Source organism: Pusillimonas sp. ANT_WB101 (genome assembly GCF_008369125.1).
GTDB lineage: Bacteria > Pseudomonadota > Gammaproteobacteria > Burkholderiales > Burkholderiaceae_B > Allopusillimonas.
Map to the genome: position 1 here is coordinate 1933260 of NZ_VOAY01000001.1, position 25803 is coordinate 1959062.

24 protein-coding genes and 1 tRNA gene are annotated in these 25803 nt (G+C 53.3%); 12 read left to right on the top strand and 13 right to left on the bottom strand.

The features are described 5' to 3' along the window. Positions 1–80: 80 nt before the first annotated feature. Both FQ179_RS08710 and FQ179_RS08715 read right to left on the bottom strand, forming a co-directional pair. Positions 81–1022: a DUF2950 domain-containing protein gene (locus FQ179_RS08710; RefSeq protein WP_149396781.1), complete on the bottom strand. Its 942-nt coding sequence runs from the start codon at positions 1020–1022 to the stop codon at positions 81–83. 46 nt (positions 1023–1068) lie between these two features. Next, complete coding sequence (locus tag FQ179_RS08715) at positions 1069–2523, bottom strand: DUF3300 domain-containing protein (protein ID WP_188074539.1); 1455 nt, start codon at positions 2521–2523, stop codon at positions 1069–1071. Between the two features lie 532 nt (positions 2524–3055). On the opposite strand from FQ179_RS08715, the gene FQ179_RS08720 reads away from it, so the two are divergent. The 4 genes from FQ179_RS08720 to FQ179_RS08735 all read left to right on the top strand — a co-directional run bounded on the left by FQ179_RS08720 (position 3056) and on the right by FQ179_RS08735 (position 5876). Further along, positions 3056–4267 carry an MFS transporter gene (locus FQ179_RS08720; RefSeq protein ID WP_149396783.1) on the top strand — a complete coding sequence of 404 codons (1212 nt, stop codon included), beginning with the start codon at positions 3056–3058 and terminating at the stop codon, positions 4265–4267. Positions 4268–4462: 195 nt separating this feature from the next. Further along, positions 4463–4729 carry a hypothetical protein gene (locus FQ179_RS08725; RefSeq protein WP_149396784.1) on the top strand — a complete coding sequence of 89 codons (267 nt, stop codon included), beginning with the start codon at positions 4463–4465 and terminating at the stop codon, positions 4727–4729. Between the two features lie 3 nt (positions 4730–4732). After that, positions 4733–5206 carry a YaiI/YqxD family protein gene (locus FQ179_RS08730; RefSeq protein ID WP_149396785.1) on the top strand — a complete coding sequence of 158 codons (474 nt, stop codon included), beginning with the start codon at positions 4733–4735 and terminating at the stop codon, positions 5204–5206. Between the two features lie 175 nt (positions 5207–5381). Continuing rightward, the gene (locus FQ179_RS08735) at positions 5382–5876 is read left to right on the top strand and encodes a hypothetical protein (RefSeq protein WP_149396985.1); all 495 of its coding nucleotides are present in this window, start codon (positions 5382–5384) and stop codon (positions 5874–5876) included. A gap of 232 nt (positions 5877–6108) precedes the next feature. Here the strand turns inward: FQ179_RS08735 and FQ179_RS08745 are convergent, their stop codons facing one another. Beyond that, positions 6109–6900, bottom strand: coding sequence for an SDR family NAD(P)-dependent oxidoreductase (locus tag FQ179_RS08745; RefSeq protein WP_149396786.1), 792 nt, complete (start codon positions 6898–6900; stop codon positions 6109–6111). Positions 6901–7613: 713 nt separating this feature from the next. Here FQ179_RS08745 and FQ179_RS08750 point away from each other — a divergent pair. The 3 genes from FQ179_RS08750 (at position 7614) to FQ179_RS08760 (ending at position 9890) form a co-directional block, all read left to right on the top strand. Next, positions 7614–7925: a helix-turn-helix domain-containing protein gene (locus FQ179_RS08750; RefSeq protein ID WP_149396787.1), complete on the top strand. Its 312-nt coding sequence runs from the start codon at positions 7614–7616 to the stop codon at positions 7923–7925. Between the two features lie 72 nt (positions 7926–7997). Beyond that, positions 7998–8531, top strand: a complete 534-nt coding sequence (locus FQ179_RS08755; RefSeq protein WP_149396788.1) for a DUF4198 domain-containing protein — start codon at positions 7998–8000, stop codon at positions 8529–8531. A gap of 393 nt (positions 8532–8924) precedes the next feature. Beyond that, a complete protein-coding gene (locus FQ179_RS08760) occupies positions 8925–9890 on the top strand; it encodes a hypothetical protein (protein ID WP_149396789.1) in 966 nt (321 codons plus the stop codon). A 102-nt stretch (positions 9891–9992) separates the two neighbouring features. Here the strand turns inward: FQ179_RS08760 and FQ179_RS08765 are convergent, their stop codons facing one another. The 4 genes from FQ179_RS08765 to purB form a co-directional block, all read right to left on the bottom strand. Beyond that, positions 9993–10310: a multidrug efflux SMR transporter gene (locus FQ179_RS08765; protein WP_149396790.1), complete on the bottom strand. Its 318-nt coding sequence runs from the start codon at positions 10308–10310 to the stop codon at positions 9993–9995. A 356-nt stretch (positions 10311–10666) separates the two neighbouring features. After that, positions 10667–10742 (bottom strand) — tRNA-Lys (locus FQ179_RS08770). 71 nt (positions 10743–10813) lie between these two features. Beyond that, complete coding sequence (locus FQ179_RS08775; RefSeq protein ID WP_149396791.1) at positions 10814–11266, bottom strand: cytochrome c; 453 nt, start codon at positions 11264–11266, stop codon at positions 10814–10816. A 78-nt stretch (positions 11267–11344) separates the two neighbouring features. Continuing rightward, the gene (purB, locus tag FQ179_RS08780) at positions 11345–12721 is read right to left on the bottom strand and encodes an adenylosuccinate lyase (RefSeq protein ID WP_149396792.1); all 1377 of its coding nucleotides are present in this window, start codon (positions 12719–12721) and stop codon (positions 11345–11347) included. 183 nt (positions 12722–12904) lie between these two features. Here purB and FQ179_RS08785 point away from each other — a divergent pair, with 183 nt between their 5' ends. Then, entirely contained in the window at positions 12905–13543 is a 639-nt protein-coding gene (locus tag FQ179_RS08785; protein ID WP_149396793.1) for a glutathione S-transferase N-terminal domain-containing protein, read from the top strand. 115 nt (positions 13544–13658) lie between these two features. Here FQ179_RS08785 and mnmA read toward each other — a convergent pair whose 3' ends face one another. The 3 genes from mnmA to aroG all read right to left on the bottom strand — a co-directional run bounded on the left by mnmA (position 13659) and on the right by aroG (position 17584). Continuing rightward, entirely contained in the window at positions 13659–14771 is a 1113-nt protein-coding gene (mnmA, locus tag FQ179_RS08790; protein ID WP_149396794.1) for a tRNA 2-thiouridine(34) synthase MnmA, read from the bottom strand. A gap of 226 nt (positions 14772–14997) precedes the next feature. Continuing rightward, positions 14998–16410: an FAD-binding oxidoreductase gene (locus FQ179_RS08795; RefSeq protein ID WP_149396795.1), complete on the bottom strand. Its 1413-nt coding sequence runs from the start codon at positions 16408–16410 to the stop codon at positions 14998–15000. Positions 16411–16489: 79 nt separating this feature from the next. Then, entirely contained in the window at positions 16490–17584 is a 1095-nt protein-coding gene (aroG, locus tag FQ179_RS08800; protein ID WP_149396796.1) for a 3-deoxy-7-phosphoheptulonate synthase AroG, read from the bottom strand. 378 nt (positions 17585–17962) lie between these two features. Here aroG and ehuB point away from each other — a divergent pair, with 378 nt between their 5' ends. The 4 genes from ehuB (at position 17963) to ehuA (ending at position 21129) form a co-directional block, all read left to right on the top strand. After that, positions 17963–18817, top strand: a complete 855-nt coding sequence (gene ehuB, locus FQ179_RS08805) for an ectoine/hydroxyectoine ABC transporter substrate-binding protein EhuB (protein WP_149396797.1) — start codon at positions 17963–17965, stop codon at positions 18815–18817. A 110-nt stretch (positions 18818–18927) separates the two neighbouring features. Beyond that, on the top strand, positions 18928–19599 hold the full coding sequence (gene ehuC / locus FQ179_RS08810) for an ectoine/hydroxyectoine ABC transporter permease subunit EhuC (RefSeq protein WP_149396798.1): 672 nt from the start codon (positions 18928–18930) through the stop codon (positions 19597–19599). Position 19600: 1 nt separating this feature from the next. Continuing rightward, complete coding sequence (gene ehuD, locus FQ179_RS08815) at positions 19601–20293, top strand: ectoine/hydroxyectoine ABC transporter permease subunit EhuD (protein ID WP_149396987.1); 693 nt, start codon at positions 19601–19603, stop codon at positions 20291–20293. After that, positions 20290–21129, top strand: a complete 840-nt coding sequence (gene ehuA, locus FQ179_RS08820) for an ectoine/hydroxyectoine ABC transporter ATP-binding protein EhuA (RefSeq protein ID WP_149396799.1) — start codon at positions 20290–20292, stop codon at positions 21127–21129. The genes ehuD and ehuA overlap by 4 nt, the downstream gene beginning before the upstream one ends. Positions 21130–21547: 418 nt before the next feature. On the opposite strand, the gene FQ179_RS08825 is transcribed toward ehuA, so the two are convergent. The 3 genes from FQ179_RS08825 to FQ179_RS08835 form a co-directional block, all read right to left on the bottom strand. Beyond that, positions 21548–22528, bottom strand: coding sequence for an ABC transporter substrate-binding protein (locus tag FQ179_RS08825; protein ID WP_223146207.1), 981 nt, complete (start codon positions 22526–22528; stop codon positions 21548–21550). 245 nt (positions 22529–22773) lie between these two features. After that, a complete protein-coding gene (locus tag FQ179_RS08830) occupies positions 22774–23889 on the bottom strand; it encodes an ABC transporter ATP-binding protein (protein WP_223146208.1) in 1116 nt (371 codons plus the stop codon). A 62-nt stretch (positions 23890–23951) separates the two neighbouring features. Then, on the bottom strand, positions 23952–25793 hold the full coding sequence (locus FQ179_RS08835) for an iron ABC transporter permease (protein WP_149396800.1): 1842 nt from the start codon (positions 25791–25793) through the stop codon (positions 23952–23954). Positions 25794–25803 lie beyond the last annotated feature (10 nt).

Below are 25803 nucleotides of genomic sequence, written 5' to 3' on the forward strand. Positions count from 1 at the left end.
CCAAACTTATCCCCAGAACCTGGGAATAACCCTAGGGATAATTCAATGACAGATCACGAGAACCCAATAAACCCGCCAGCCTAGGGTAGCGTGGGCGAATCTTTGGCAATCTCCTCCCTGGCCAGACTCCAGCTGGAATCTGGGTTGTAGCTGGTGATGGCTTTGGCTACCTCGACAGACTTCTCGCCCAAATCCTTCTGATAGACCACACCATAGCGGTTTACAATAAAAGTCATAACGCCCGTCTTGCCATATTGAACAGGAACTGCGAGCGTTGCAAACCCACCGATCAAGTTGCCATTAATCATGTAGTCATAGGCTCCACCCGGGGCTGCAGCACCCTGACTCGTCAGCATGCGATAGTTGTAGCCGTAGTAGCTGGTGGCAGCCTTGGTGTCTACGTCCTTCAGCATCGGGCCCAGTGGGCTTTGTGGTTCGCTATGGGCCGCATCCCAGTACAAACCATCGCGTTTCCCGCTGGTGCTCAGGAATTTCTGTGCATAAGCACGAACGTTCGACCCATCACGCGGGACTTCTTCATACTCGCGTTGCAGAAGCGGCAGCTCTTCAAGCACGGTCATGGTCATCAACTCATTGAGACCAATTCGGCGATTGGTCAGCTCTTCGGCACCAGCGACGCTGTCGAACGACCAGCGCTCGCCTTTGCGAACCAATGGCACCGGATACACAAAGGCATTCGGGCCAATGATCAACCAGGCACTATCGGGCGAGCTCTCCTGAATCAGCAAAACCTTGTTGGCAGCGTCGACAAACCGCTCTCGAGTGGCTGCGATGCCCGGATCGTTACCCTTTTGTTCGATCTCCGCACTGTCCTTGCCGAGGATCGCGGCAATCGCGTCATTGTCATTTGCGCCGGCCGCCTCAATTAAGGCATGGGCCGCTTCATCAGGCGTACCAAAATCCTGCTGTGCGCTTGCGGCGAAAACTGCCGTGAGCGGTACGAACAAGACAAGCATTGCAGTGAGGCTGGCAAGGCGAAGGGAGCGTTGTGGCTTTTTCATGTGATTGGATTCCTAAGTAGAGTCTGGGAGCTAAATCGCACGGATATCAGCGCCTATGCCCACCTTCACCTCGATGTCCGCCACCGCCACGACTCATGTTGCCACGCTGGCTGGCTGCACGTGACTGCTGACCGGACATGCCACCATAGGAACTGGCCTGCGGCGATGCGGAGCGCGAAGACGAGTTTCCTGCTGAACGAGAAGCCCCCGATGTGGACGGCCGCGAACCTGTAGTGTTCGAGCGACGTGTCGTATCTGATGAGGAAGAATGCGACCCGGCACTGCTCGATGGACGTGTCGCTGGCCGTGTAGTCGGCGTGAAGTTGCTACTTCCAGTACTCGCAACGGGCCGATTGCCTTTGCCTGCATCTGAGCGATTTACTGCTTCGGCCCGGTTGCCCTTGCCTGCATCTGAGCGATTTCCTGCTTCGGCCCGATTGCCCTTGCCTGCATCTGAGCGATTTCCTGCTTCGGCCCGGTTGCCCTTGCCTGCATCTAAGCGATTTCCTGCTTCAGCCCGATTGCCTTTGCCTGCATCTGAGCGACCCGCAGCACCCACCTGATTGGCGCCCTTAACCGCGCTGTTGCGATCAATATTAGGTTTGAAGCCAGCATCGCCAGGTCGCGCTGAGTTACCGTAGCCAGTATGCTTGGGGTTCCATGTGCCCGATTCACCACCATACCGATTGATATTGGTGTTTCGGTTGATGTTGGTATTTCGATCAATATTGATATTGGTATTAGAGTGCCAGTTATTGCCCCAGCCGATGCCACCAGTGTGCCAATTAAAGGCCCAGGCGGTGGCTGCTCCCCAGAAAAACCCGCTGGCAAAGGTATGGCTCGGAGGATATGAGTAGTAGTAGACCGGATACGGAGTCGGCCAATAGCTCCAGGTCGGAGACGTGGAAGCGTAAATCACGGTGGTCGGCTCGTAGCGCGGCACGTAGATGACATCGGGCTTGGCAGGTTCAATGATGATGGTCTGGTTATTGACCTCGACCTTCTGCCTGCTATCGCTTTTCAAATTGCCTGCAGAATAGGCCATCATGCGAAAGCGTTGCACCGCATCCATTACCGCTTCCTGGTCGTCATACACGGCTTCGCCGAGCCTCTGGGTCCAGTCCAGATCAGCGTTCATCTGATCAATAATCTCGGGATAATTAAGCAGATTCCGCACCGGCTCACTCAAAGAGTCTGGTGGCTGGGGATTCTTCTGCCCCTTGGCTTGTTTGAGGAACCGTTGGGCCTGAACGATTTCTAATGGAACCGTCGATGCTGGCAAGATTAATGCCAGCAAGTCGTCAGGATAAAGCGCAATGCGCCCAACCAGATCGCCGAGTTGTGCATCGGTCAGAGCGGACATGGCATTGGCCGAACCCGAAGCGATGTTGGACGAGGACTTTTCCGCCTGGCCCTGGGCGACGGATGGAGGTGCCGTAACCAGGGCAACTACCCCGGTGAACACCACAGACAGCGTTGCAGCGATTACAGATCGCGCCATGGCGGATCCTCCTTCGAGGGATAGCATAAAGAACGGTCGACCTATTACTGATAGTCGCGAGAGTCCACTTTTTTGCGGGTTACAGTGCGGCTATTTCACGATTATTGAAAAACAGCATCACCAGCCATGTGCCATGATAACGGCGAAGCAATTAAATATCAGCCTATTTTGAGTCCGTAGAAGCCAACCTCTCGTTTACCCGTAACAACCGAAATATTTTGACTGTTCCAATGGCGTCGAGAAATAGCGTCTCCACCTGCACAGACACAACCGCCCCATTGCTCACGGCGATGTTCGCCTCATTGAAGAGTGAGCTATACAGACGCTTGCACATCGACGTATTATTCTTGAATTGGCATACCCCGCACTCACAACCCGCCCACGAACGAACCATCGGTATGTCAGGGCCCGCTACGTTTGATTTAAGCCGCAGTTATTGCCATGTGTTGGCGATCTGCCGCAACAATCCATTAATTTAAAGGCGCGGCTGGTTTTCAACCCATTCTTACGAGCAAGTAGGAGTAACAGGGTTATGACGCAAACCACACCCGCCGCTGCGCAAACGACGCAGCAGCTCTGGAATAAAGACTTCTTGCTGGCGAGTTTCGCGTTTCTCGTGGTAATGATCGGCACCACATTACCGACATCTCTCTATCCGCTCTATCGGCACCAATTCGCCCTCTCAGAGATGATGATTACCGTCATCTACGGGGTATACGCTGGCGGTACAATCGCAGCCCTCATCGTCGCCGGGAGTTGGTCTGACCAGCTCGGACGGCGCGTCATCATGTTCGCGGCGCTAGCGTTTTCCGCAGCCAGTGGGTTTATATTTTTGCTCGACTTGAACCTGGCTTCGCTGCTGCTGGGGCGCGTGCTTTCGGGTATTTCAGCCGGTCTCGCGACGGGCACGGCCACCGTCATGGTGATTGAGCTTGCGCCAGACAACCGCAGAGGCATCGCAACACTGATTGCAACGGCCGTCAATATGGGTGGACTCGGCCTCGGCCCGTTGCTCAGCGGCATTCTCGCCCAATATGCGCCATGGCCAATGCATCTGGTTTTCATCGTCCATCTTGTGTTGATCGTGATTGCTGTCGGAGGATTACTGAAGACCCACGAGACAGTTATCACTGCGAAACAACCACGACTTCATATACAAAGGCTAAGTGTTCCGCGAGAAGTCCGTAAAGTTTTCATTCCGGCCAGCATCGCAGGTTTCGCGGGGTTCGCCGTGCTTGGCCTCTTCAGCGCCGTGACGCCAGCTTTCCTAGGCGGCATACTCGGCTTGACCAATCTCGCCCTGATCGGGTTCGTGGTATTCATTGTGTTCGCGGCCTCCACACTGGGCCAACTGGCTTTGGAGGTCGTACCATTGAAGCTGGCCCTGCCCGTCGGCTGCCTGGTGCTCGCGGCGGGTGCGTTGCTAGTGGGTACAGCAATTAACGTCGAGTCGCTGAAACTCCTCATTTTGGGTGCGGTTTTGTCCGGTTTGGGACAGGGGCTTGCATTTCGCGCGGGTCTGGCCAGCGTGGCTGCGGCCTGTCCTACTGATCGACGCGCAGAGGTCACATCGACCTTCTTTATCGTGCTCTACATTGCGATCTCTATCCCTGTCATTGGCGTCGGCATCGCAGCTAACGCGCTGGGCTTGCGCCCGGCCGGCACCGGCTTCGCTATCGCTGCTGCGGTGCTCTCGGTAATTGCGTTGCTTGTATTGCAGTTCCGCAAGCAACCTCGGTTATGAGGGCATCTTTGAGATTACAAACGAGTTTCTCTGTTTCACGATCGCACTCAACGTTCATTTATTGCAGGTTGCCGGCGCCGCTTAATTAAGCCAATACTCACTAAATATAAACACCGCATACCATTTCATCTTCGATATCATCTACTATGCTGCCTGGCGAATTTTCCGCCGACAGACCACAACACTGAGCACCTCATGAAAAAAACCGATCTCGAGAAGCAGAAAGCCTTGAAACTCAAGGGCAAGCTCAATGCTGGCAACCCATTAAACCGTCTTGCCGACACCGTACCCGCTGTGGATCGTCGCGAGCAACGCCGCCTCGACCAAGCTGCCGGCCTGGTTTCCTTCCCCGTCAAACTGCACCAGCCATTGATTGCGGCCTTAAACGCCAAGGCGCAAGCGGATAGCATCAGCGTCAACGAGCTGGTAAACACGCTGCTGGCCGAGGCGCTGAAGGACTAGTCCGTGCATATATGGGTCGATGCCGACGCCTGTCCCGTCGTCATCAAAGACATCCTGTATCGGGCGGCACTACGATCGCAGCAACCACTCACCTTAGTAGCCAATCAAATGCTGCGTACGCCGCCATCGCCTTTGATACGGGCCGTCCAGGTGCCGCGAGGGTTCGATGTGGCGGACGACTATATTGTTGAGCGAGCTTTTGCCGGCGATCTGGTCATTACCGCAGACATTCCGCTGGCAAGCGAGGCTCTGCAAAAAGGGGCACTGGTACTCAGCCCGCGTGGCGAGCGCTACACCACCGAGAACATAAGCGAACGGCTGTCGATACGAGACATGATGGAAGAGTTGCGTAGCGCAGGCGTCGATACAGGCGGGCCCGCGGCTTTCAACCAAGCCGACAGGCGTGCCTTTGCCAACGCCCTAGATCAACTATTGCAGAAGGCACTTCGGGCAGACGCTGCCAAACAACAATCATAAATAAGCTCAGTACAAGACTAACGGATTCTTACTGCTTCCATACTTCAGCACCAGATGGGCTACCATTAGTTAAGCGCATGCATGCGCAGTATCTGCCGCGCGCATCGTGCCGTGCCGGTCATCCTTATACGCCAACCCAGTAGAGCCCATCGCAGTGAATGAACTTTCCCCGACCATACCCGACGACTCCGACGAGGATCTCGAGCCGACCACCCGAATCCATGAGGCTAGACTGTGGCGCGACGACGGCTGGACCGCTCGCGTCATCAAGAATGAAGACGATGACGGGTGGGCCGTTGAAATGTTCATGGACGGAGAAGATGAACCGGCTTTAGTCGGCCCCTGGACCATGGGACGCGACAAGAAGAACCCTAAACCGCTCGACTCTGCGGCTTTCATCACGCTGGTGAAGACGGCATCTGAAGTGCTGCGTCGACACGAGCAGCAATTGCACGCCCTGTTGCACAAAAACCTGACCATTGACTCGCACTCAGGCCGATGGCGCATCGCACTAGACATCGTCCCCGATGAATACGAACCGTATGCGGAACTGAGCGCCCATGATGACTTAGGCGAAGAGCAGGCACGGGTTCGCGTATCGCCAGGTTTCAAGCTAACGCGCCAAAGTGCAACAGACTGGATCACCAACGGCTTCGCGCGACCTGGCTAACGACGCACAGTCAATAGACCTTGTGCACAATGGATCGGCCGATGGCCGGTTCGGTCATTACTTGAATAGTGTGGGTCGATAACATTAAAGAGATCCAAGCCTTTCCTCAACCAGACCGGTCTACGCAAAACGCCTGCATTGAGAACTTCAATGGAAAATTCCGTAAAGAAGGCTTAAACACAATTGGCTTACGTGTTTGCGTAAAGTGCGCGTACTCATTGAGCCGTGGCGTCTAAAAGGCACTCTTTATCACCCCCCCATCGGCCCGCAATGCAGCCCCTGTTGTTGCCGACGAAAGCGGGCTGGCGATATAGGCCACCAGAGACGCAACTTCCTGCGGCGAACCAAATCGCTTGATGAGCGATGTAGGACGGATCTTCTCGAAGAACTCCTTTTCGAATGCTTCAAACGATTTGCCCTCAGCCTTTGCGAGGTTCTCCACAAATTCGCCGACGCCGCGCGATTTCGTCGGGCCCGGCAGCACGCTATTGACGGTGATCCCGGTGCCGGCAACAGCCTCGGCGAGCCCGCGCGAGACTGCAAGCTGGGCTGTTTTCGTCATCCCGTAATGGATCATTTCAACTGGGATCTGCACCGCGCTTTCGCTCGAAATGAAAATAATGCGTCCCCAATTGGCACGTCGCATCGCGGGTAAAAACAGGCGCGCGAGGCGTACTCCACTCAAGACATTGACGTCGAAGAAGCGCTGCCAGTCGGCATCAGAAATATCTTCAAACAGCTTGGGCTCGAAGATGCCCAGGTTATTGACCAGAATCTCCACGTTCGGATGGCGTCGCGCAAGTTCGTCGGCCGCAGCGGCCGTACTCAGATCGCCCGCAAACCCGTGTACATCGCTGCCCGTGTCCGCTTTAAGTTGCGCAACCACCTTATCCACAGATGACTGAGCGCGGCCATTGATGATCACACGGGCACCCTCCTGCGCCAACGTGCTCGCGATAGCCAGACCGATGCCAGCCGTGCTGCCGCTCACCAGCGCGAGTTTGCCTTTAAGATTCAGGTCCATGAGTGGTTTCCTTTAGGTTGATGAAATAGAAGCAGCGACACAGGGCCTTGAACGTCAGATGCCATCAGGGGGGCACGTGCGTGTGATTGAGACGCCATCATCAACCAGCCAAGCAGTACCGGTAATGATGGCGACTTTTCCCGGCAAGCGTTGTATGTTCAATTTCCTGATCCAATTCACCAACCAGAGCCCTTTGTCTTCGTCCATGGACGATCAATATAGGCTTCAATTCTGATTACAGAAAGGCCTGAAACATGATTTCATTATTCAGTCCCTGCGAAAAATTGGGAGCATGCATGGGACGCCGGCGTGCCAACGAGCTCATTCACGTATTGCCTGAGTATCGACGGCCTGTTGCTCTGCACTTCTTAACTTTATAACAATGAACAAGCGAGACTCTTGTGCCATTTGAAGCACTCATAAAACACCGCTTAGGCAGAATAAGGCTAGATTGCCTGAACGTATGCATCAATCAACTGTGACGTATAAACGCTGGACAGCTCCAGACTCTTCGAGTCCAAGAAAACGGGCAACATTGGTTAGGCCGCCAAACATTTGAACGATGGATTTTGCGTTCTGCATGGCAAATATAAACAAATTGTTTAATATTTAATCAACAAATCGTGTAACGAAAAATTGGACGAATTGTATATTCTTCTGCAATGAACACGACTGTAATAAACCGAGCACTTCGATGGGCTAAAGAACAAGGTATGAATCAGTCCGCCTTCGCTGCGCGATTGGGGGTGCTTCCTCAGCACGTCACCAACTGGAAGAGTCGGGGGCTGCCCGCCGAGCAATACCAACCCATAGCTGAGGCGCTGGGCCGCTCCATTGATGAGTTGCTAGGCAGAACGCCTGAAACGAAAACGCCCAGAGTGAAGTCCAATGCAGACTGGCCTCTTCTATCCATTGACGAGTCGAAAGTAAGAGCCTTAAGCGACTTTCATCGCGTGCAGCTTGAGGCAGCTATCCTGATCGCAGCAGGACAGGTCGGCCTGGACGTGAAGAAAAAAAATAGCTAGAACTTGTAGTGAGCACTCACTTCTTGGGGGTGCCAAGTAACAAAAATTTAGATATGTATAAGGATGAAAAAAATGAAACACCTTGCCGCCATTCTGCTAAGCCTCTCGATTTCAGGATGTACAGTCCAGACCAAAAACTCGATTGTCAATGTTATGGGAGAGTTTGATGAGCGCCTCGCCAAAAACCAGATACAAGAAGGAACCGGCACCCTCAACGGCTCAGCCTTTCTGCTGCAAAGAGGCGGTGGGGTCGTTACCTGCGCGGGCCGCGATGTTGAACTAATCCCTGTTACGGATTATGCGGCAGATCGTCTTAGATGGATCTACGGGCGCGCCCCAGCGGCAGGCGAGGTGGTGCGAACCGACTTCATGGGCATGGACCGTGTTAACGCTCAGTTCACGCCAGACATTCCCGGCTATCACACACATAAACGGGTCACCAAGTGCGACGCTCAGGGCGAGTTCTCATTCCAAGGCCTCAAGGATGGGCAGTACTTTGTTATAGCAAGCGTTATCTGGTTTGTGCCGTCGCCCCAAGGCGGCCTTCTTGCCACTAAAGTAAAAGTCTCCAACGGTAAAGCAGCGAAGGTGATCATGAGCAGCTAACGGCGCAACGGCGGTGTGAACTGATAGCGTGGCTAAATACATCTTTCGTAACCCCAAAGTATGCGAGGTGTAGCCTGATGTGGTTCGGTAATGGCTCATCCGCTGTTTGAGTTGGGCTAAGGCAAAGGTAGGAACAACAAGGAAACAAAAGCATGAAAACCATTCGTTTACTCGTTTCAGCCATGTTGTTTAGCCTACTAGTCTACCCATTCCAGGCTTACTCGCACGGAGGCAACTGTCGTAAAGACTAACCACCGGGCAAATGCTGCCTCATGGATAAAAAGAAGGGAACAGTTCACTGTCATTAGTTGGATGCCGTACCGCGATTAACGTGAGCACAAAGTAACAAACATTTAGTTTGATGAGAGAATATTACCGTCCATCAGACTCTGTATGAATAAACAGGAAAACGATAGAATGTCAGACATGAGCGCATCGATTCAATTTTCAATTAAATACGATGGGCCAGCCCTTGAGACGCATGAAATGGATGTGCGTGAGCTGGCCCCAGCGCTGCTCGCCCTTTCATCGTTGTTAGAGGAGTCCAATCGGGCACTAAACGGCGATAAGCCAGAAATAAGGGTAAACGTAAAAGGGAATTTTCAGTCTGGATCGTTCAAGATCGATTTATCCGCTGCACTTACTTTCAAAGAACAATTAGTATCGTTATTGTCAGGCGCTGATGCTACGGCTTTATCGAACCTTTTCGGCATACTCGGAGGCCTTGGCTTGGTCGGGGGTGGTGGACTGATTGGGTTGGTTCTGTGGCTGAATGGAAGACAGCCTTCCAGGATAGAGTACAAAGATGAAAAGGCGATTTTCATCATTGAGGAAACAAGCGAAACTGAAACGCTTGAGGTTGATATAGCGGTTGGACGGCTATATTCCACCAGAGTTGTGCGCCAATCCTTATCCAAGGTCATAAAGCCGCTCACCCAGACAGGAATCGACTACTTTGCGTCCGGGCGAGATGGCAAGGCCGAGGTGGTCATTACGCAAGCGGATGCAGTGGCCTTTACGGATCTGGACGGAAGCCCTGAGGAGGTATCAAATACTCTTACAGAAGGGGCGCTGCTTCAAATTGAGTCAGCCGTTTTTAAGGACGGCAACAAGTGGAGACTTAATGACGGAACAACATCCTTTTTCGCGGAAATAACAGACGAAGACTTTCTCGGACAAATAGAAACGGGCGAAGCACGATTTGGAAAGGGAGATGTTCTTATAGTTAATCTTAGGCGCGTCCAGTCCATTGCCGATACGGGGCTAAAAAGCGAGTACAAAATAGAAAAGGTTCGTGAACATAAAGGGCCGCTTCAAAACACATTGCTTCAGCCTGTTCGACCACCACCACGGCTGTAGTCCGCTGCCCCCCCTGTCTATAAAGACAACAGCCCCTCACGAAGATTTTTTGTGGGCGCTCATCCTGAATAGGCGAGAATACCTATTGGAGCTGGGCAGAGTCTAGGGCGACGAAAATTTCATTAAAACGATGCCAGCCACAATCAGAGACGCTGCGATTAGACGAACAGTTCCTGCAGGCTCATGAAGCACTACAATGCCCACGACAAACGCGCCCACTGCACCAATGCCCGTCCACACGGTGTAAGCGGTGCCTAACGGAAGAGTTTTCATGGCTACTGACAGCAAGGCGAAGCTTGCAATCATCGTAACGAGCGTCACGACAGTAGGCACAAGACGAGTGAAGCCGGCTGACTGCTTCATGTAATACGCCCAAACGATTTCCAGCCCACCCGCCATCACCACAAATACCCAGGCCATCACGACCTCCATTATCAAATAGGGTCGTCCCGAATCTGGTCAAGTGTGAAGGTCGTCCTTCTGGGTAAGAATTATAGATGATCTGAGCATATTCAGCCTGACTTATTGCCCAAAAAGATAGCTGAACTAAACCGTTGGCATCAGCCCGCTGCGGCGGGTTTTCTTTTGTCTGCGTCTGATGGGTCATGAGCTAATCCCGAAGTGCAAGATTCATCCGGCTCAGCCATCCCTCGCCTCCAGCTTTGGCCACCTCGCCGCGCACGTAAACAATGTCACGTTTAGGTCAAAGCTGCAGCCAGAAAAAGAAATAGCCGCGTGAGAGGCGGCTATAACATACTGATTTTACTGGATAATTCTGGTGGGCTGTGGGCGGCTCGAACGCCCGACCTACGGATTAAGAGTCCGCTGCTCTACCAACTGAGCTAACAGCCCCGCGCTGCAAAGACGAACAGTTTAGCGCGAAAACCTAGCCCACTTATTGAGAAACCCGTTTTTTTTTGAGATTAATCTTTCTCGCGATAGCTGTCATGACAGGCTTTGCAGCTTTTGCCCACGGCGCCGAACGCCACCCTGAACGCATCAAAGTCGCCCTTCTCGGCTGCAGCGTCCAGTTTTGTTACCGCCACTTTGAAATCATCTTGCTTTTGTTTGAACCCCTTGGCATCACTCCAGACGCTGGGCTTTGCTGCGCCCCCTTCCGTCCCTGGGCCATAGGCAACCCATGGCAAGGCGGCAATGGTACTGAAAATAGCAACGTTGGCGCGGATTGCCTCTGCGTCAAATGGCGCCTCTTTCTTGGCCACTGGGCCCATGCGTCCGAAATGCGAACCCATCAACGTCATGGCTGCCTCTCGGTAATCGATAGCCGCGTCAGCATCTTTGAACTGAGCACTGGCAGTTGAACAGCCGAGACCAACAACCGTCGCAATCGCGAACAAAGCAATGGATTTCTTCATAACTAACCTCAAGATGCAATCAACAAATCAAAATCGCCAGGCGCACATCGCCTGCCTGGCGACACATTTTGCAAGGCGTTAAACCTTGCGGGCAAGCTGCGCAGCCAGACCAACATAGCTGCGAGGCGTCATCGCCAGCAGCCTGGCCTTGGGTTCTGGTGGCAGGTCGAGCCCACCGATAAAACCAGTTAGGGCCTCCTGAGTAATGCCTTTGCCTCGGGTAAGCGCCTTGAGCTGCTCATAAGGCTGTGGCAAACCATAACGGCGCATAACTGTTTGCACGGGCTCAGCCAGCACTTCCCAGCATGCGTCAATATCTTCATCTATGGCCGCTGCATTAAGCTCGAGCTTACCCAGCCCACGCATGCAGGCGTCATAGGCGACAGCGCAATAACCCAGCGCGACGCCCAGATTACGCAAAACCGTTGAGTCGGTAAGATCACGCTGCCAGCGTGAAAGCGGCAGCTTGTCAGACAGATGGCGTAACACCGCATTGGCCAGCCCGATATTGCCCTCGGAGTTTTCGAAGTCTATTGGGTTAACTTTATGTGGCATGGTGGAAGAGCCGACCTCGCCTTCTTTAAGCCTTTGCTTGAAATAACCCAATGAAATATAGCCCCAGATATCGCGATCAAGATCGAGAATAATCGTATTGGCTCGTGTCACCGCATCAAACAGCGCGGCGATCCAGTCATGCGGCTCAATCTGCGTTGTGTGCTGATTTTGCGTAAGGCCCAGCTCTCCCAGAACGCGGGCGCTGAATACCGGCCAGTCGATTTCGGGGTAGGCTGACATATGGGCGTTGTAGTTGCCCGTGGCACCATTCATTTTCGCCAATGGTTGCACAGCCTCAACAGCGGCGATGGCACCATCAAGGCGCGCGGCTACGTTGGCAAACTCTTTGCCCAACGTGGTTGGGCTGGCTGGCTGCCCGTGCGTGCGCGACAGCATAGGCTGGTCAGCAAACTGGCGAGCCAGCTCTTTCAAGCGATTGCACAGTTCGACCAACTTGGGCACGATAAACTGTGACCGAGCACGCGTGAGCATGAGAGCATGTGATGTGTTGTTGATATCTTCAGACGTGCAGGCAAAATGGATGAACTCGGCAGCACCGGCCAGCTCTTCGTTATCTGCCACACACTCTTTAAGCCAATATTCAACGGCTTTGACGTCGTGGTTAGTGGTTTTTTCGATTTCTTTGATGCGCCCTGCATCATCTTCAGAAAAGTTGTCGACCAGCGCTTTCAGTCTGGCTCTGGCAGCCGCCGAAAACGGCGCAAGCTCGGGCAGGCCAGCATCAGACAAACCGATAAGCCAGGCTACTTCAACCTCGACTCTGTGAGCCATGAAACCGGCTTCAGAAAGAAGCGGACGCAACACGTCGCACCTGGCGGCATAACGGCCGTCTAGCGGCGACAAAGCATTGAGATGACTGAGATTTGAGGCGATTTGCATGATTTTACAGTTAGAGAAAAACAGCTGAGATTCTACCATTGCAGGCGTTTTCGCCTAGTCAGACGTATATAAACGACAGTTTCAGATGCTCTGCACAGGTGTTAGCTGTTTGTCCTGCTCCAGCGCAGGCATCATCACGGTATCCTGCTATACTTTTCTGGCCTGCAACTTCCTGCCATCCTCATGAAACTCATTGGTTCGCTCACAAGTCCTTACACTCGTAAAGTGCGTGTCGTGATGGCCGAGAAAAAGCTCGACTACGAGTTCGTCCTCGAAAACGTGTGGGCCGCCGACACTCATATTCAGGATCACAACCCGCTGGGTAAAGTGCCCTGTCTCCTTATGGATGACAATGGCAGCTTGTTTGATTCCCGCGTCATTGTCGAATACCTAGACACGCTTTCTCCGGTTGGTAGGCTCATTCCGCAACAAGGCCGCGATCGCGCCGCCACAAAATGCTGGGAAGCCATCGCTGACGGGGTACTCGACGCTGCCGTCGGCATCGTCATCGAGCTTGAGCGCAAGCCTGTCATCGAAGGCCTTCCCGCCTCTGACGAGCCCATCGCCCCAAACTGGGTAAAACGCCAGCGTGGCAAAATTACTGCTGCGCTCAGCTCTATGGATCACAGCTTGGGCGACCAGCCATTCTGCATGGGCGTTAACTTCAGCCTGGCTGATATCGCTGTCGGTTGCGCCCTCAGCTATCTTGATCTGCGCATGCCAGACCTTAACTGGCGATCGCTGCACCCCAATCTGCACCGGCTTCACGAAAAGCTGCAAGAACGCCCGTCTTTCACGACCACCAAGCCGCCCGCCGCCTAAACATCCGCCACAGGCTGGTAAGTATCGCAAAGTCGCCGTCACACAAAAATTACCGCCATATGAACTCATTTCATATGGCGGTAATTTTTTGCATGCAGCTCGTGAGAACAAAGCCTTAGACGATAATACCGCCCCCAAGACAGACATCCCCCAAGTACAGCACCGCTGATTGCCCTGGCGTCACGGCCCACTGGCTTTCACTAAAGCTAAGGCTGAAACCATCCGCAGTCAGATCACCCAGTACGCAGTTGGCATCGGGCTGTCGATAGCGAGTTTTAGCCGCATACGCGCCAGCTTCAGGGGGCTCGCCAGCGACCCAACTAACGTCCTGGGCTTGCAGTGTCGTACTCAACAACCAGGGGTGGTCATGCCCCTGCACCACATACAATGTGTTGCTTGCAAGATCTTTGCGCGCACTAAACCAAGCGTCAGACGTGCCATCGTCCTTTTGGCGACCCTTAACCCCGCCAATACCCAACCCCTTGCGTTGCCCCAAGGTATAAAACGCCAGCCCCTGATGCTTGCCGACCATGACACCTTCGGGTGTTTTAATCGGCCCGGGCTTTGTGGGCAGATAGCGGTTTAAAAACTCTCGAAATGGCCGCTCACCAATAAAACAAATACCGGTAGAGTCTTTTTTTGCTGCGTTAGGCAACTGCAACGATTCAGCAATACGGCGCACTTCGGTCTTTGCAATTTCACCAAGAGGGAACAGCGTGCGTTCCAACTGTTTTTGATTTAGCCGATGCAAAAAATAGCTTTGGTCTTTTGTATGATCAACAGCCTTTAGCAACTGAAAGCTGTCACCTCCATTAGCCGAAACTCGCCGCACCCGAGCATAGTGGCCTGTAGCAATGTACTCGGCCCCCAGCGTCATGGCATGATCAAGAAAGGCCTTAAATTTTATTTCGGCGTTGCAGAGCACGTCTGGGTTGGGGGTACGACCAGCCGAATACTCGCGCAGAAAATCAGCAAACACCCGGTCTTTATATTCGGCCGCAAAATTAACGGCTTCAATGTCTACGCCAATAACGTCTGCGACGCTGGCTGCGTCCAGCCAATCTTGCCGGGAAGAGCAGTATTCAGAGTCATCGTCGTCCTCCCAGTTTTTCATGAACAGGCCGAGCACATCGTAGCCCTGCTGCTTGAGCAACCAGGCCGTTACGGAGGAATCAACCCCGCCCGACATGCCGACTACGACACGCCCTTTTGATCCAGTTTTAGTCATAAAGATATTTTAAACGGGTATGGGCCCCCGCGCAGTCCGAGTCTTGTGTGTGCAATTGAATAAGCTGCTACTCACTGCACGCACGCGCTACGAAAACTACGTGACGGCAAAGCGATAGCCTGAGCAGCACAGGTGTTATGAAGAAGAGAAGTAGATACCAAACTATATGGGCGGCGAGGGAGAGCCTGGGACAAGCCCCTCACCGCCGTCCAACATGACCCACAGACTAGCGCTGTGGAATCATTTTCCCGGGATTAAGAATATTATTGGGGTCAAAAGCGTGCTTCAGGCTAGACATTAAATCAAGCGCATCTTGCCCATGTTCTTCCAGCATAAAGGCCATTTTATGCAGCCCTACGCCATGCTCGCCTGTGCAAGTGCCATCCATGCGAATAGCACGTTGAACCAGACGATGATTGATGCCCTCAGACTCTTCCCACTCATTCGGGTTGTCGGGATCAAGCAGCATAAGCACATGAAAATTGCCATCGCCCACGTGGCCGACAATGGTATACGGAAAGCTTGCCTGGTCGAGTTCGGCGGCCGTCTCGCTCACGCATTCGGCCAGGCGCGATATGGGTACGCAAACATCGGTTGTACTGGCCCGGCAGCCGGGCCGCAGCTGAAGGCCGGCAAAATAGGCATTATGCCGAGCAGTCCACAGGCGACTACGGTCTTCGGGCTGATCAGCCCACTCGAAATCAAGGCCACCGTTTTCACGTGTAATGTCTTGCACAATGCCGGCCTGCTCTTTTACCCCTGCGGGGCTCCCGTGGAACTCAAACAGTAGCAGCGGCGACTCTTTCAGTGTCAGCTTGCTGTAGGCGTTAGTGGCCTTGACGGCCCAGGCATCCATGAATTCAACCCTGGCTACCGGTACACCCATCTGGATAATCTCGATAACACTGCGCACGGCGGCATCGAGCGTCGGAAAATTACAGATGGCCGCTGAAATTGCTTCGGGTTGGGGGTATAGCCGTACGGTCACCTCAGTGATAATGCCGAGCGTACCTTCGCTGCCTACAAAAATACGAGTAAGGTCATAGCCGGCGGACGACTTACGCGCCCGGTTGGCGGTTTCGATAATACGCCCATCTGCCGTCACTACCTTGAGCGACATAACATTTTCACGCATCGTGCCATAACGCACTGCGTTGGTGCCCGACGCGCGCGTGGCCGCCATCCCGCCCAGCGACGCATCAGCGCCCGGGTCTATCGGAAAAAACAAGCCCGTATTGCGGATCTCATCATTTAGCTGCTTGCGCGTGACCCCAGCCTCAACGGTCGCGGTAAAGTCTTCGGCATGGATCGCCACTACACGATTCATCCCTGAAAGATCCAAACTAATGCCGCCCTGCACCGCCAGTAAATGCCCTTCAAGCGACGAGCCTACGCCATAAGGGATGAGCGGCACACTGTGCTTATGACAGTGTTGCGCCACCCACGCGACGTCTTCAGTATTCTGTGCAAAAACAACGCCATCAGGCAGCATGGCCGGATACGGAGACTCGTCGCGACCGTGATGCTCTCTTACCGCATGAGCAGTAGAAAACCGGTCACCAAAATGCGAGGCCAGTGCGTCTAGAAAGCCTGATGGGATTTCACGGCGCACTGATTGAACCGAAATTGGAGCGTTCATGCTGATTCCTTGATGCTTGCTGAGGTCTGTCGCGGCAAGCATTTCAGTTAGCACGCCGCAATGACGGATAGTAGTTGCTTTATACGTGGGTTCCGGCAACGACATTGGCCGATTTCGACGTTTTCTGGCGACGATTTTGCACGGCGAGAGCTAGCCGCTCCAGCACCTGCACAGTGCTATCCCAGTCTATGCAGCCATCGGTAATGCTTTGACCATAAGTAAGCGGCTGCCCTTCGACTAGGTCTTGACGCCCGCCCACGAGGTTGCTCTCTACCATAACACCAAAAAGACAGTGGCTACCTGCCTCCATTTGCTTGGCTACGTCTTCAAGCACCAGAGGTTGATTGCGATAATCTTTATTACTGTTGGCATGGCTGGCATCAACCATGATGCGCGGCTGCAATCCCGTTTTTACGAGCATCTGGCATGCCAGATCTACGCTTTCAGCATCATAGTTGGGGGCCTTTCCGCCTCGCAAAATAAGATGACAGTCTTCATTACCTACGGTAGAGACGATCGCCGAGTGACCACCTTTGGTGACAGACAGGAAATGGTGCGGCCGGGACGCTGCCTGAATGGCATCAAGCGCAATTTTAGTGTTGCCGTCTGTACCATTTTTAAACCCAACCGGGCACGACAGGCCTGAGGCCAGTTCTCGGTGCACCTGGCTTTCGGTAGTACGCGCGCCAATAGCCCCCCAAGACACCAGGTCAGCGATGTATTGCGGTGTAATCATGTCCAGAAATTCACAACCTGCCGGCAAACCAAGGCTGTTTATATTGATAAGCAGCTCGCGTGCTGTTCGCAAACCCTGATTAATATTGAAACTGCCGTCCAGCCCGGGGTCATTGATCAGCCCCTTCCAGCCTACCGTGGTGCGTGGCTTTTCAAAATACACACGCATGATAATTTCGAGGTCACCATTGAAACGCTGCCGCTCTGCCGCAAGACGTTTGGCGTAATCCAGCGCAGCGACCGGGTTGTGGATGGAACACGGCCCTACTATTACGACCAGACGATCATCATCGCCCTTGAGCACCTTGTGCACTGCCTTGCGTGCATCATAGACCGTCGCAGAAATCGCGGTAGTGCATGCAAACTCACGCATGATGTGGGCGGGCGGGCTTAGTTCTTTGATTTCTCGAATTCGTAAATCATCGGTGTTATGCGACACAGTGTGACTCCTGGAGGGTTATGCCTGCCTGCCTGCGGAACAAAAAAGCCGCCTAGCGAAGCTGGCGGCTTTTTTGAGGAATTTGGGAGCTAGTTCAAACGTGTACAGCGTAACCCTTCCTGCGCCAGCGGCTTAGGAAACGTAAAAAAATAAAAGTAAAAACGGTTTACGGTACACATGCGACTGATACTAACACAGAAAAATAAATTAGGCATTCGCTAAGCGTATCCTTTATTCAATAGTTAATATCAAACTAATTTGAGCCGAAATGATTTTGTGCGGTATGATTTCTTTCATTACCATTCGCTGGCTCAAGGTCAGTGCCCCATAACAAATCGATCAGAAATCCAATCGATCTGACTTCAAAAGGACACTCACATGAAAACAAAAACGCTACTTACCGCACTGGCGACCACGATGGCCGTCAGCTTCGGCATAAGCGCCAGCGCCGTTACCTTGAAAGAAATTCAGGATCGCGGCACAGTGCGTATCGCCGTGGCGAACGAGATTCCGTATGGCTACATGGATATGAGCGGCAAGGCCAAAGGTGCCGGGCCTGAAGTCGCCCAGCACATCATGGACGAGCTAGGAATCAAAAAGGTTGAATGGATCACCACTAATTTTGGCTCACTCATCCCTGGCCTGCGCGCAAATCGCTTCGACATGGTGGCCGCCGAGATGGCGATTTTGCCGCAGCGCTGTAAAGAGGTGCTCTTTTCAGAACCTGACACGTCGTATGGCGAAGGCCTGCTCGTTGCCAAGGGCAACCCTGACGACATCCACACGTTTGAGTCGTTCGCTAAAAACGACAAAAAAATCGCCATTATGGCCGGTGCTGACCAACTCGAAATGCTGCAAGAACTGGGTGTATCTGAAGACCGCATGGTTACCATTGCAAGCAACGCCGATGCCATTTCCACTGTCGCTACTGGTCGTGCCAGTGCCTATGCGGCGACCAGCCTCACCGTCAGTGAGCTGGCCAAGAAAAGCGACAAAGTAGAACCGGCCGCCGATTTTACCGACCCCGTCATTGGCGGCAAGCCTGCCCGCAGCTGGGGCGGCTTCACGTTTAATCAAGGTTCAGAAGACTTTCGTGATGCGGTCAATGGCGAACTGAAAAAGTTTAAACAAACGCCTGAATGGAAAAAAATCCTTGAAACCTACGGGTTTAGCGAGGCCGATGCGAAAGAGTCGTTCAGCATGACAACCGAGCAGCTCTGCGCAGCCAAATAACGTGTGACTATCATGCCTGCGATTGAACGCGCCCTCTTCCTGCCGGCCCGAAGACCAGCAGGCGGAGGGTTGCGTGCAGGCATTTTGCCTTCAACCAGGAAACACCCCTGATGGACTGGATTTCTTACAGCGTTCCGCTGTTGGAAGGCGCCTGGGTTACGACACAGCTTACCGTCTACTCAACAATATTTGGCGCTTTCTTCTCCTTTGCCTTCGGCATCGGAAAACTCTCACACAACTGGGCCATCAAAGGCATCTCTATCGGCTTTATTGAGGTCTTTCGAGGGACGTCTCTGCTGGTCCAGTTGTTTTGGCTTTATTTTGCACTGCCCGTCTTTGGCCAGATGGTGGGTATCGACTTGCGCTTTCCCCCCGTCGTGGCGGGCACACTGGCACTCAGTCTGAACATTGGCGCCTATGGCGCTGAGGTGGTGCGTGGTGCCATACAGGCCGTACCAGCTTCCCAGCATGAGGCAGCCAAGGCCCTCGACTTTACGCCACGACAGGTTATGTGGCGTATTGCACTGCCACAGGCTATTCCAGAAATGATGCCCAGCTTTGGCAACCTGGCCGTCCAAAACCTGAAAGACACAGCCTTGGTATCGCTGATCAGCTTGGGCGACATGGCTTTCCGGGCCGAACAGATCCGTAACTTTACCCAAGACAGTGTCACCGTCTACACCCTCCTGCTGTTTATGTATTTTGGTATGGCGCTGGTACTCACCGCCATCATGAAGCTGCTTGAGCGCTCCGTTGGGCGCTGGCGCGCAGGGAGGGTTTGATATGTTGTTTGGCATTGAATGGGACACCGCCAATAACTGGGTGTTCGCCGCATCGATACTTCCAATACTGCTCAAGGGCCTGGTCATTACTATTCAGGCCACGGTCGTAGGCTTTTTCGTGGCAGCGGTGCTCGGGCTAGTGCTTGCTGCCTTGAAGTCTGCCCGCTTGCGTATTATTTCATGGCCAGCCCGATTTATTACGGAGTTTATCCGTGACACGCCCTTGCTGGTGCAGCTGTTTTTTCTTTATTACGTACTGCCCGACTACGGCATCGTACTGCCGGCCTTTTTGACCGGTGCGCTTGCACTCGGGGTGCAATACAGCGCATATACCTCTGAGGTATATCGTGCTGGCATTGAATCAGTAGCCCATGGTCAGACCGAGGCGGCACGCGCGCTTGACCTGTCACCACTCAGGCAGTTTGCCGTAATTATCGTGCCACAGGCCATACCTCGCATTATTCCGGCCATGGGTAACTACCTCGTCTCTATTATGAAAGACGTACCCGTGCTGTCCGTTGTATCGGTTCTGGAAATGCTCAATGTTGCCAAAATCATTGGTGACCGCACTTTCAATTACTTGATCCCGCTCTCCATGGTCGGCGGCCTGTATCTATTGATGACACTGCTGGCTTCCGCCGCCGTACGTCAAGTAGATCGCCGCCTGCCCAAGCAAGGAATTCCGCTCAAATGAACACAACCACCACAGAACCCACTGCGACCGAAGCAATCGCCGGCACACATGCCGGCGAAATCGGCGCACCCATTATCAAGTTCGAGAAAGTGGTCAAGCGCTTTGGTGATGTCACCGTGCTGGACGAGCTTGATTTTGAAGTAAAAAAAGGTGAAAAAGTTACCATTATCGGGCCTTCCGGCTCTGGCAAGTCGACCGTATTGCGCATATTGATGACGCTCGAAACCATTAACGAAGGCGTCATCTACGTGGCGGGCAAGCCACTTTGGCACGAATACAAGAATGACGAACTCGTGCCGGCCAGCGAAGAGCATCTGCGCACCATGCGCAAAGAAATGGGCATGGTATTTCAGCAGTTCAATCTGTTTCCGCACATGACCGTTCGGCGCAACGTAACCGAAGCACCGGTGCACGTGCTCGGGCTGTCCAAGGAAGAGGCCGCAGAGCGCGCTGAAAAATATCTGGATCTCGTCGGCTTGCTCGATCAGGCCGACAAGTTTCCCAGCCAGCTTTCCGGGGGCCAGCAACAGCGGGTTGCGATTGCACGAGCCCTTGCCATGCGACCGAACATCATGCTGTTTGACGAGCCCACATCAGCGCTGGACCCCGAACTGGTGGGCGAAGTACTGAGCGTGATTCAGCGACTGGCAGGCGAACACGACCTGACCATGCTGCTGGTCACCCATGAGATGCAGTTTGCCAAACAGATTTCTGATCGGATCTGTTTCTTCGACAAAGGACGTATCGTCGAAGACGGCCCACCCGAGCAGATACTGGTCGAGCCGCGCGAAACACGCACCCAAGAGTTTCTTAAAGGCTTTATTGACCCTGAATGACAAGGCTGCGCGGCCAGGCGTCGGCCCGTACCGACGCCGCCCTGATAGGCAGAGCCCATCACAAATCTGTATCGAGCCTTACAGCGGTATTTCGTCGAGCCTGAATAACTCATGTTTGCTGAGAGATGCCTGACAAAGACGGCAATAATCAGCGCAGCACCTGGCAGTATCAAACATGATCTGGATAAACGGTGCACGTTTTCAGTTTACTTTACCAGGGACAGCACAGCGAAGTCTCGTACATGGGTGCAGATCGTGTCGCACCAAACGGCTTTAGAAAAAAAACTGATCCAGCACGTCAAGCTTGATTAGCACCCGTCGTTTAGATCAATGGATACCGGATTAGGCGCATCAGCGCCATAATCCGATAATTCCTAAAAAATCAAAAGCTGTTTCGTTGTAAATATCAGACCAATACTTAGCGACTTCCCACGGTCCATAGATCTCGCCAGAACTGAAGCTTCTTAAAATCATCTGGGGTGGTTTCTGAATTATTGACGTACATTTTATCCATCAGCTTACTCACGCCGGATGCTTCGTTTTCTGGCATTACGGCATTATTATTTGTTGATATCTTGCCGTCTTCCATCTGTGGCTCCATGCCTTCGGCTGACATCATATAGTGAACAAACAGTTTTGCTGCATTCGGGCTTTTGGTTCCTGATGCAATGACGGCGACACGGGGCGTTAGCTGGCCGATCCAGGGCATCATTTCTTTACAGATGGCCATCTTGAAGTTTTCGTTCTTGGCATGCGTAAAAATCGCCGAACTCACAAACCCAATAACAGGGTGTTCAGATGTACTGGCGCCAACAATCGGCCCAACATCCGTATCGCTTTTTTGTACTTTTATATTATTTTCAGCAAAACGTTTGGCCCACTCGGCTGTTGCTGAAGGCTGTTTGGTTTCCAGAGGCTTGCCAAAATATTCTTGGTAGGCCGCCTTCATTTTGTCATCGGCATTGTCTGCGATCTGGTTAAACCAAAACAGGGTTTCGTTACGCAGCAGCGGGTCTGGGATACTAATCTTACCCTTCCATTTTTTATCGGTCAGTGCCCACATATTATTTATCGGGCATGTGTCGCCATAAACGCCAGGGTTGTATACCCATACCCAAGGGTTCAAACTGGTAATGGCAGGGTGCTGGTATACCTGCGGCGTCTGGCTCTTCAAATCAGGCGGCATCCAGCTTACGGCGATACCCTGTGGCAAAAACTGTGCCGTCACATCAGGCAAGTTGCTCATGTTGAAAACGTCACGCCGCACGTTACGTGCCTGAGCCTCTCTAACCAGTATTTCTTCCTGGTTAGACGCTGACATTTTTTCTCCGGTAGCCTTAATACCGTATTTTTCCGAGAACTTTTCGGCCATCACCTTGATCTTGCCGGTCGCATCCACCACAGTGATTGGGCTTTCCTTTTTGGCCGCTTCGATAAGTGCATCCAGGCTGTAATCCGCGTCAGAAATACCCAGCCCAGTACTACCATTGGAAGCCGCCGTACCTTCGCTGTTTGACGCGGCATAGGCAGGCAAGCCATATCCGGCGATCGCTAGTGTTGCCGCAAAGATCGACGTCACAAGCCCCACACTGCTCTCATGCTTTTTGTTCAAATGCTTCACAACCATCTCCTTTGTTAGATCGTTCATGCCGTATGGTCTACGCTACTGACAACATTTTGCTCTCTATAATACTTACCCTCGGGCAGCTCACGAAGCATATCGACGTCGGGCAACCTGTTCCCATTTCCATCGAACAGATGCAGGCTCTCTTGTTCAACCCAAAACACCACGTTATCCCGGGCCTTAACACCGGGTACTGTATTGGTCGTGGCAAATAGCCTTTGCTCGTTCGCCACCAGTTCTACAATCCAGCTACCCCCTGTTGGCATAATACTGGTCACAGTAGCCTGCCCTACGTAGGCGGCATTAGACGTTTCATCACCCGATGACAGCAGTCGAATACTTTCGGGTCGGATACCCACCGCATCCACGCCGTGCCCTGGACGCACGCCATCTATGTACGTTTGCATTGACTTCGATAACGCCGAGGTTTCGTCCGCAGCAAACTCCACAAAATTGATGGGTGGGTTCCCCACGAACTCAGCCACAAACCTGTTGCGAGGGTGATTATAAATATCGTCCGGAGAGCCAAGTTGCTGAAGCGCCCCTTCGTTCATGACGGCAATCACACTCGCCAGAGTCATGGCTTCCCATTGATCATGCGTTACAAACAAAATAGTCGCCTTGGTTTCCAGATGAATTCTCTTGAGCTCGGCCCGCATTTCAAGCCTTAGTTTGGCGTCCAGGTTGGATAAGGGCTCATCCATAAGGATTACGCTGGGCTGCACCACCAGCATCCGCGCCAGCGCCACGCGCTGTTGCTGACCGCCAGACAGGTCGGATGGGTAGCGATCGCGGTACTTGGCAATACCGAGTTTATTCAAAACCTCGTCTGCAGCGGCTTTTCGGGTTGCACGGTCTACGTTGCGAAGCTCAAGGCCAAACTCGACGTTATCTTGTACCGTCAAGTGCGGCCACAAGGCATAGCTCTGGAAAACAAAACCCATATTCCGTTTCTCGGGCGGCACGTAAACGCCCTTTTCAACCGAATCGACCACGTGGTCACCGACCTGTATCTCACCGGACGTTGGGTGCTCCAGCCCTGCGATCATTCTAAGCGTCGTGGTCTTGCCGCACCCCGAAGGCCCCAAAATGCACAGAAACTCTCCATCATCAATGTCAAGGTCCAAGTCCTTCACTGCAGGCGCGCTGCTTGCGCTGTAGTACTTCTGGATTCCACGTAGCGTAATTCTTGGCACCATCAACCCCCTAGTCCCGACGCAAGACTGGTCTTCGTCGCTTTTTGCAAAAATAACGTGCCAAAAAAGGCAAGCGCCGACAACATGAGTACGACCGCGTTGGCAGCCTGGCTGTAGCCAAAGTCTACAAGCCGTATCGCATATGTCGTCAGCAGGTCAGTTCCGGGCGTTGCCAACATAATCACAAGACTCAAGCCCTTCAAACCCGATATAAATGGCAGCAAAATAGCAGCAGCGAGCGGCCCCTTCTGAATGGGAATGACGATTTTCAGCAGGCGTTTCCACCAGCCGGCACCCGCGACCTGCGCAGCTTCTTCCGGATCTTTGCCCAATTGCATCATGGCGGAGATCCCTGCACGCGAAGCAAACGGCATTTGGTCTGCCATCAAGGCCAGGATCAAAATGGCCGCCGTGCCATAAAGGGCTGGAATCGGCCCATGCGGTACGGCAAATATCGACAAACAGGCTGCGGCAAAGGCGATCCCGGGAACCAGATAGGGCAGAAACGTCACATAGCGCAGATAAGCACCTATTGATTTCAAGGGCGTACGTACCACTACGTACCCTACCAGAACGCCCAACACACCCGCACATATTGCCGCAATACCTACCATCCAAAGCGAGTTCCATGCCGCATGCCAAAAATCTGCGGTGACCAGTATCCCGTTACGCAGCGCCGTGGTGGGAAGATCGTGGCCAACCCAGTACGCCCAGGTGAAGTTATCCAGCGTGAACTTGCCCGGCGTGCGCATGACCGTGGTCAGGAATAACACCGTCAGGGGGATCACAACACTAATAAGGAATACCAGTGCAGCGACAGTTGTCATGGGCAAACGCCAGGCCCCCAGGCGGCGCGTTCGGTCCATGCCCCCCTTGGTTCCGATGGTTACGAATCGACGCGCCTCACGTACCAGTCTGGCATCGATGAGAACAGAGATGGTTCCGATCAGAATAATCACCCCCGCCAGGACGGCGGCTTCGCCGCCTTGTCGCGCCGTCACGCTGCGAAACAGCGACGTGGCAAGCACGTCATACTTGACCGGAGCCCCCAACACGTAGGCCACGCCAAAGTCACCCAGACATTTGGCGAAAATCAGCGTAAGGGCCGACAGAAGAGACGGTCGCATCAATGGGATGATAATGCGGCGAGCAACCATTGATGGGCCCGCACCCAGCATCCGCCCCGCGTCTTCCATCTGCGCATCAAAAGAACGTAGCGCGTTGCCAAAGAGCAGTATGACAAAAGGCGTGTAGTGCAGGGCCAGAACAATGGTAATAGGAAGCTGGCCATAGGCGAGCCAGTCTGGAGGCTCAAAGCCGAGAGACTCCATCCAGCCCGGTTGACCGCCAACAGTGCGGTTAAGAAAAACCGAACTCCAGGCCAATGCAATCGTCCATGAAGGCAGCATGTACGGGACGATGAGCGCAGTGGCGAACCACTTGCGACCCATGATGTCCGTTCGGCTAATAAACCAGGCCATAACACCGCCCACGACGAGCGCGATCGCCATCGCACCAAGCGCGACGCTCATCGTGTGAACCAACGGAAGCCAGAGGATATCAAGCGCAACGATAGAGCTGAACACGCGGCCCATGTTGTAAAGCGTCAATGCACCGACGCTCTGCCCGATCCGTGCCGCATCGGCGAACTGAACCCGGAACGCGTCATCAAGCAAAGAGACTATGGGGGCAACGATTAAGTAGGAAAACAGCAGTGCAGCAAAGATACCTACAACAACCGTCGGGTCTCGAAATGCTATTCTTAAGCGATATCTGGATAATTTCGAAAGCCCCGCACCATCGCTGGATGGAACAGATTCTTCTTGATGCGTGGAACCGAGCACATTCTCTCCC

Coding starts and splice junctions, on each gene's coding strand:
- FQ179_RS08775 (WP_149396791.1), bottom strand. CDS start 11,266: ATGAAGAAATCCATTGCTTTGTTCGCGATTGCGACGGTTGTTGGTCTC.
- ehuA (WP_149396799.1), top strand. CDS start 20,290: ATGAACACAACCACCACAGAACCCACTGCGACCGAAGCAATCGCCGGC.
- mnmA (WP_149396794.1), bottom strand. CDS start 14,771: ATGACTAAAACTGGATCAAAAGGGCGTGTCGTAGTCGGCATGTCGGGC.
- FQ179_RS08715 (WP_188074539.1), bottom strand. CDS start 2,523: ATGGCGCGATCTGTAATCGCTGCAACGCTGTCTGTGGTGTTCACCGGG.
- FQ179_RS08755 (WP_149396788.1), top strand. CDS start 7,998: ATGAAACACCTTGCCGCCATTCTGCTAAGCCTCTCGATTTCAGGATGT.
- ehuB (WP_149396797.1), top strand. CDS start 17,963: ATGAAAACAAAAACGCTACTTACCGCACTGGCGACCACGATGGCCGTC.
- FQ179_RS08765 (WP_149396790.1), bottom strand. CDS start 10,310: ATGGCCTGGGTATTTGTGGTGATGGCGGGTGGGCTGGAAATCGTTTGG.
- FQ179_RS08750 (WP_149396787.1), top strand. CDS start 7,614: ATGAATCAGTCCGCCTTCGCTGCGCGATTGGGGGTGCTTCCTCAGCAC.
- FQ179_RS08710 (WP_149396781.1), bottom strand. CDS start 1,022: ATGAAAAAGCCACAACGCTCCCTTCGCCTTGCCAGCCTCACTGCAATG.
- FQ179_RS08785 (WP_149396793.1), top strand. CDS start 12,905: ATGAAACTCATTGGTTCGCTCACAAGTCCTTACACTCGTAAAGTGCGT.
- FQ179_RS08795 (WP_149396795.1), bottom strand. CDS start 16,410: ATGAACGCTCCAATTTCGGTTCAATCAGTGCGCCGTGAAATCCCATCA.
- FQ179_RS08745 (WP_149396786.1), bottom strand. CDS start 6,900: ATGGACCTGAATCTTAAAGGCAAACTCGCGCTGGTGAGCGGCAGCACG.
- FQ179_RS08725 (WP_149396784.1), top strand. CDS start 4,463: ATGAAAAAAACCGATCTCGAGAAGCAGAAAGCCTTGAAACTCAAGGGC.
- ehuC (WP_149396798.1), top strand. CDS start 18,928: ATGGACTGGATTTCTTACAGCGTTCCGCTGTTGGAAGGCGCCTGGGTT.
- ehuD (WP_149396987.1), top strand. CDS start 19,601: ATGTTGTTTGGCATTGAATGGGACACCGCCAATAACTGGGTGTTCGCC.
- FQ179_RS08760 (WP_149396789.1), top strand. CDS start 8,925: ATGAATAAACAGGAAAACGATAGAATGTCAGACATGAGCGCATCGATT.
- purB (WP_149396792.1), bottom strand. CDS start 12,721: ATGCAAATCGCCTCAAATCTCAGTCATCTCAATGCTTTGTCGCCGCTA.
- FQ179_RS08720 (WP_149396783.1), top strand. CDS start 3,056: ATGACGCAAACCACACCCGCCGCTGCGCAAACGACGCAGCAGCTCTGG.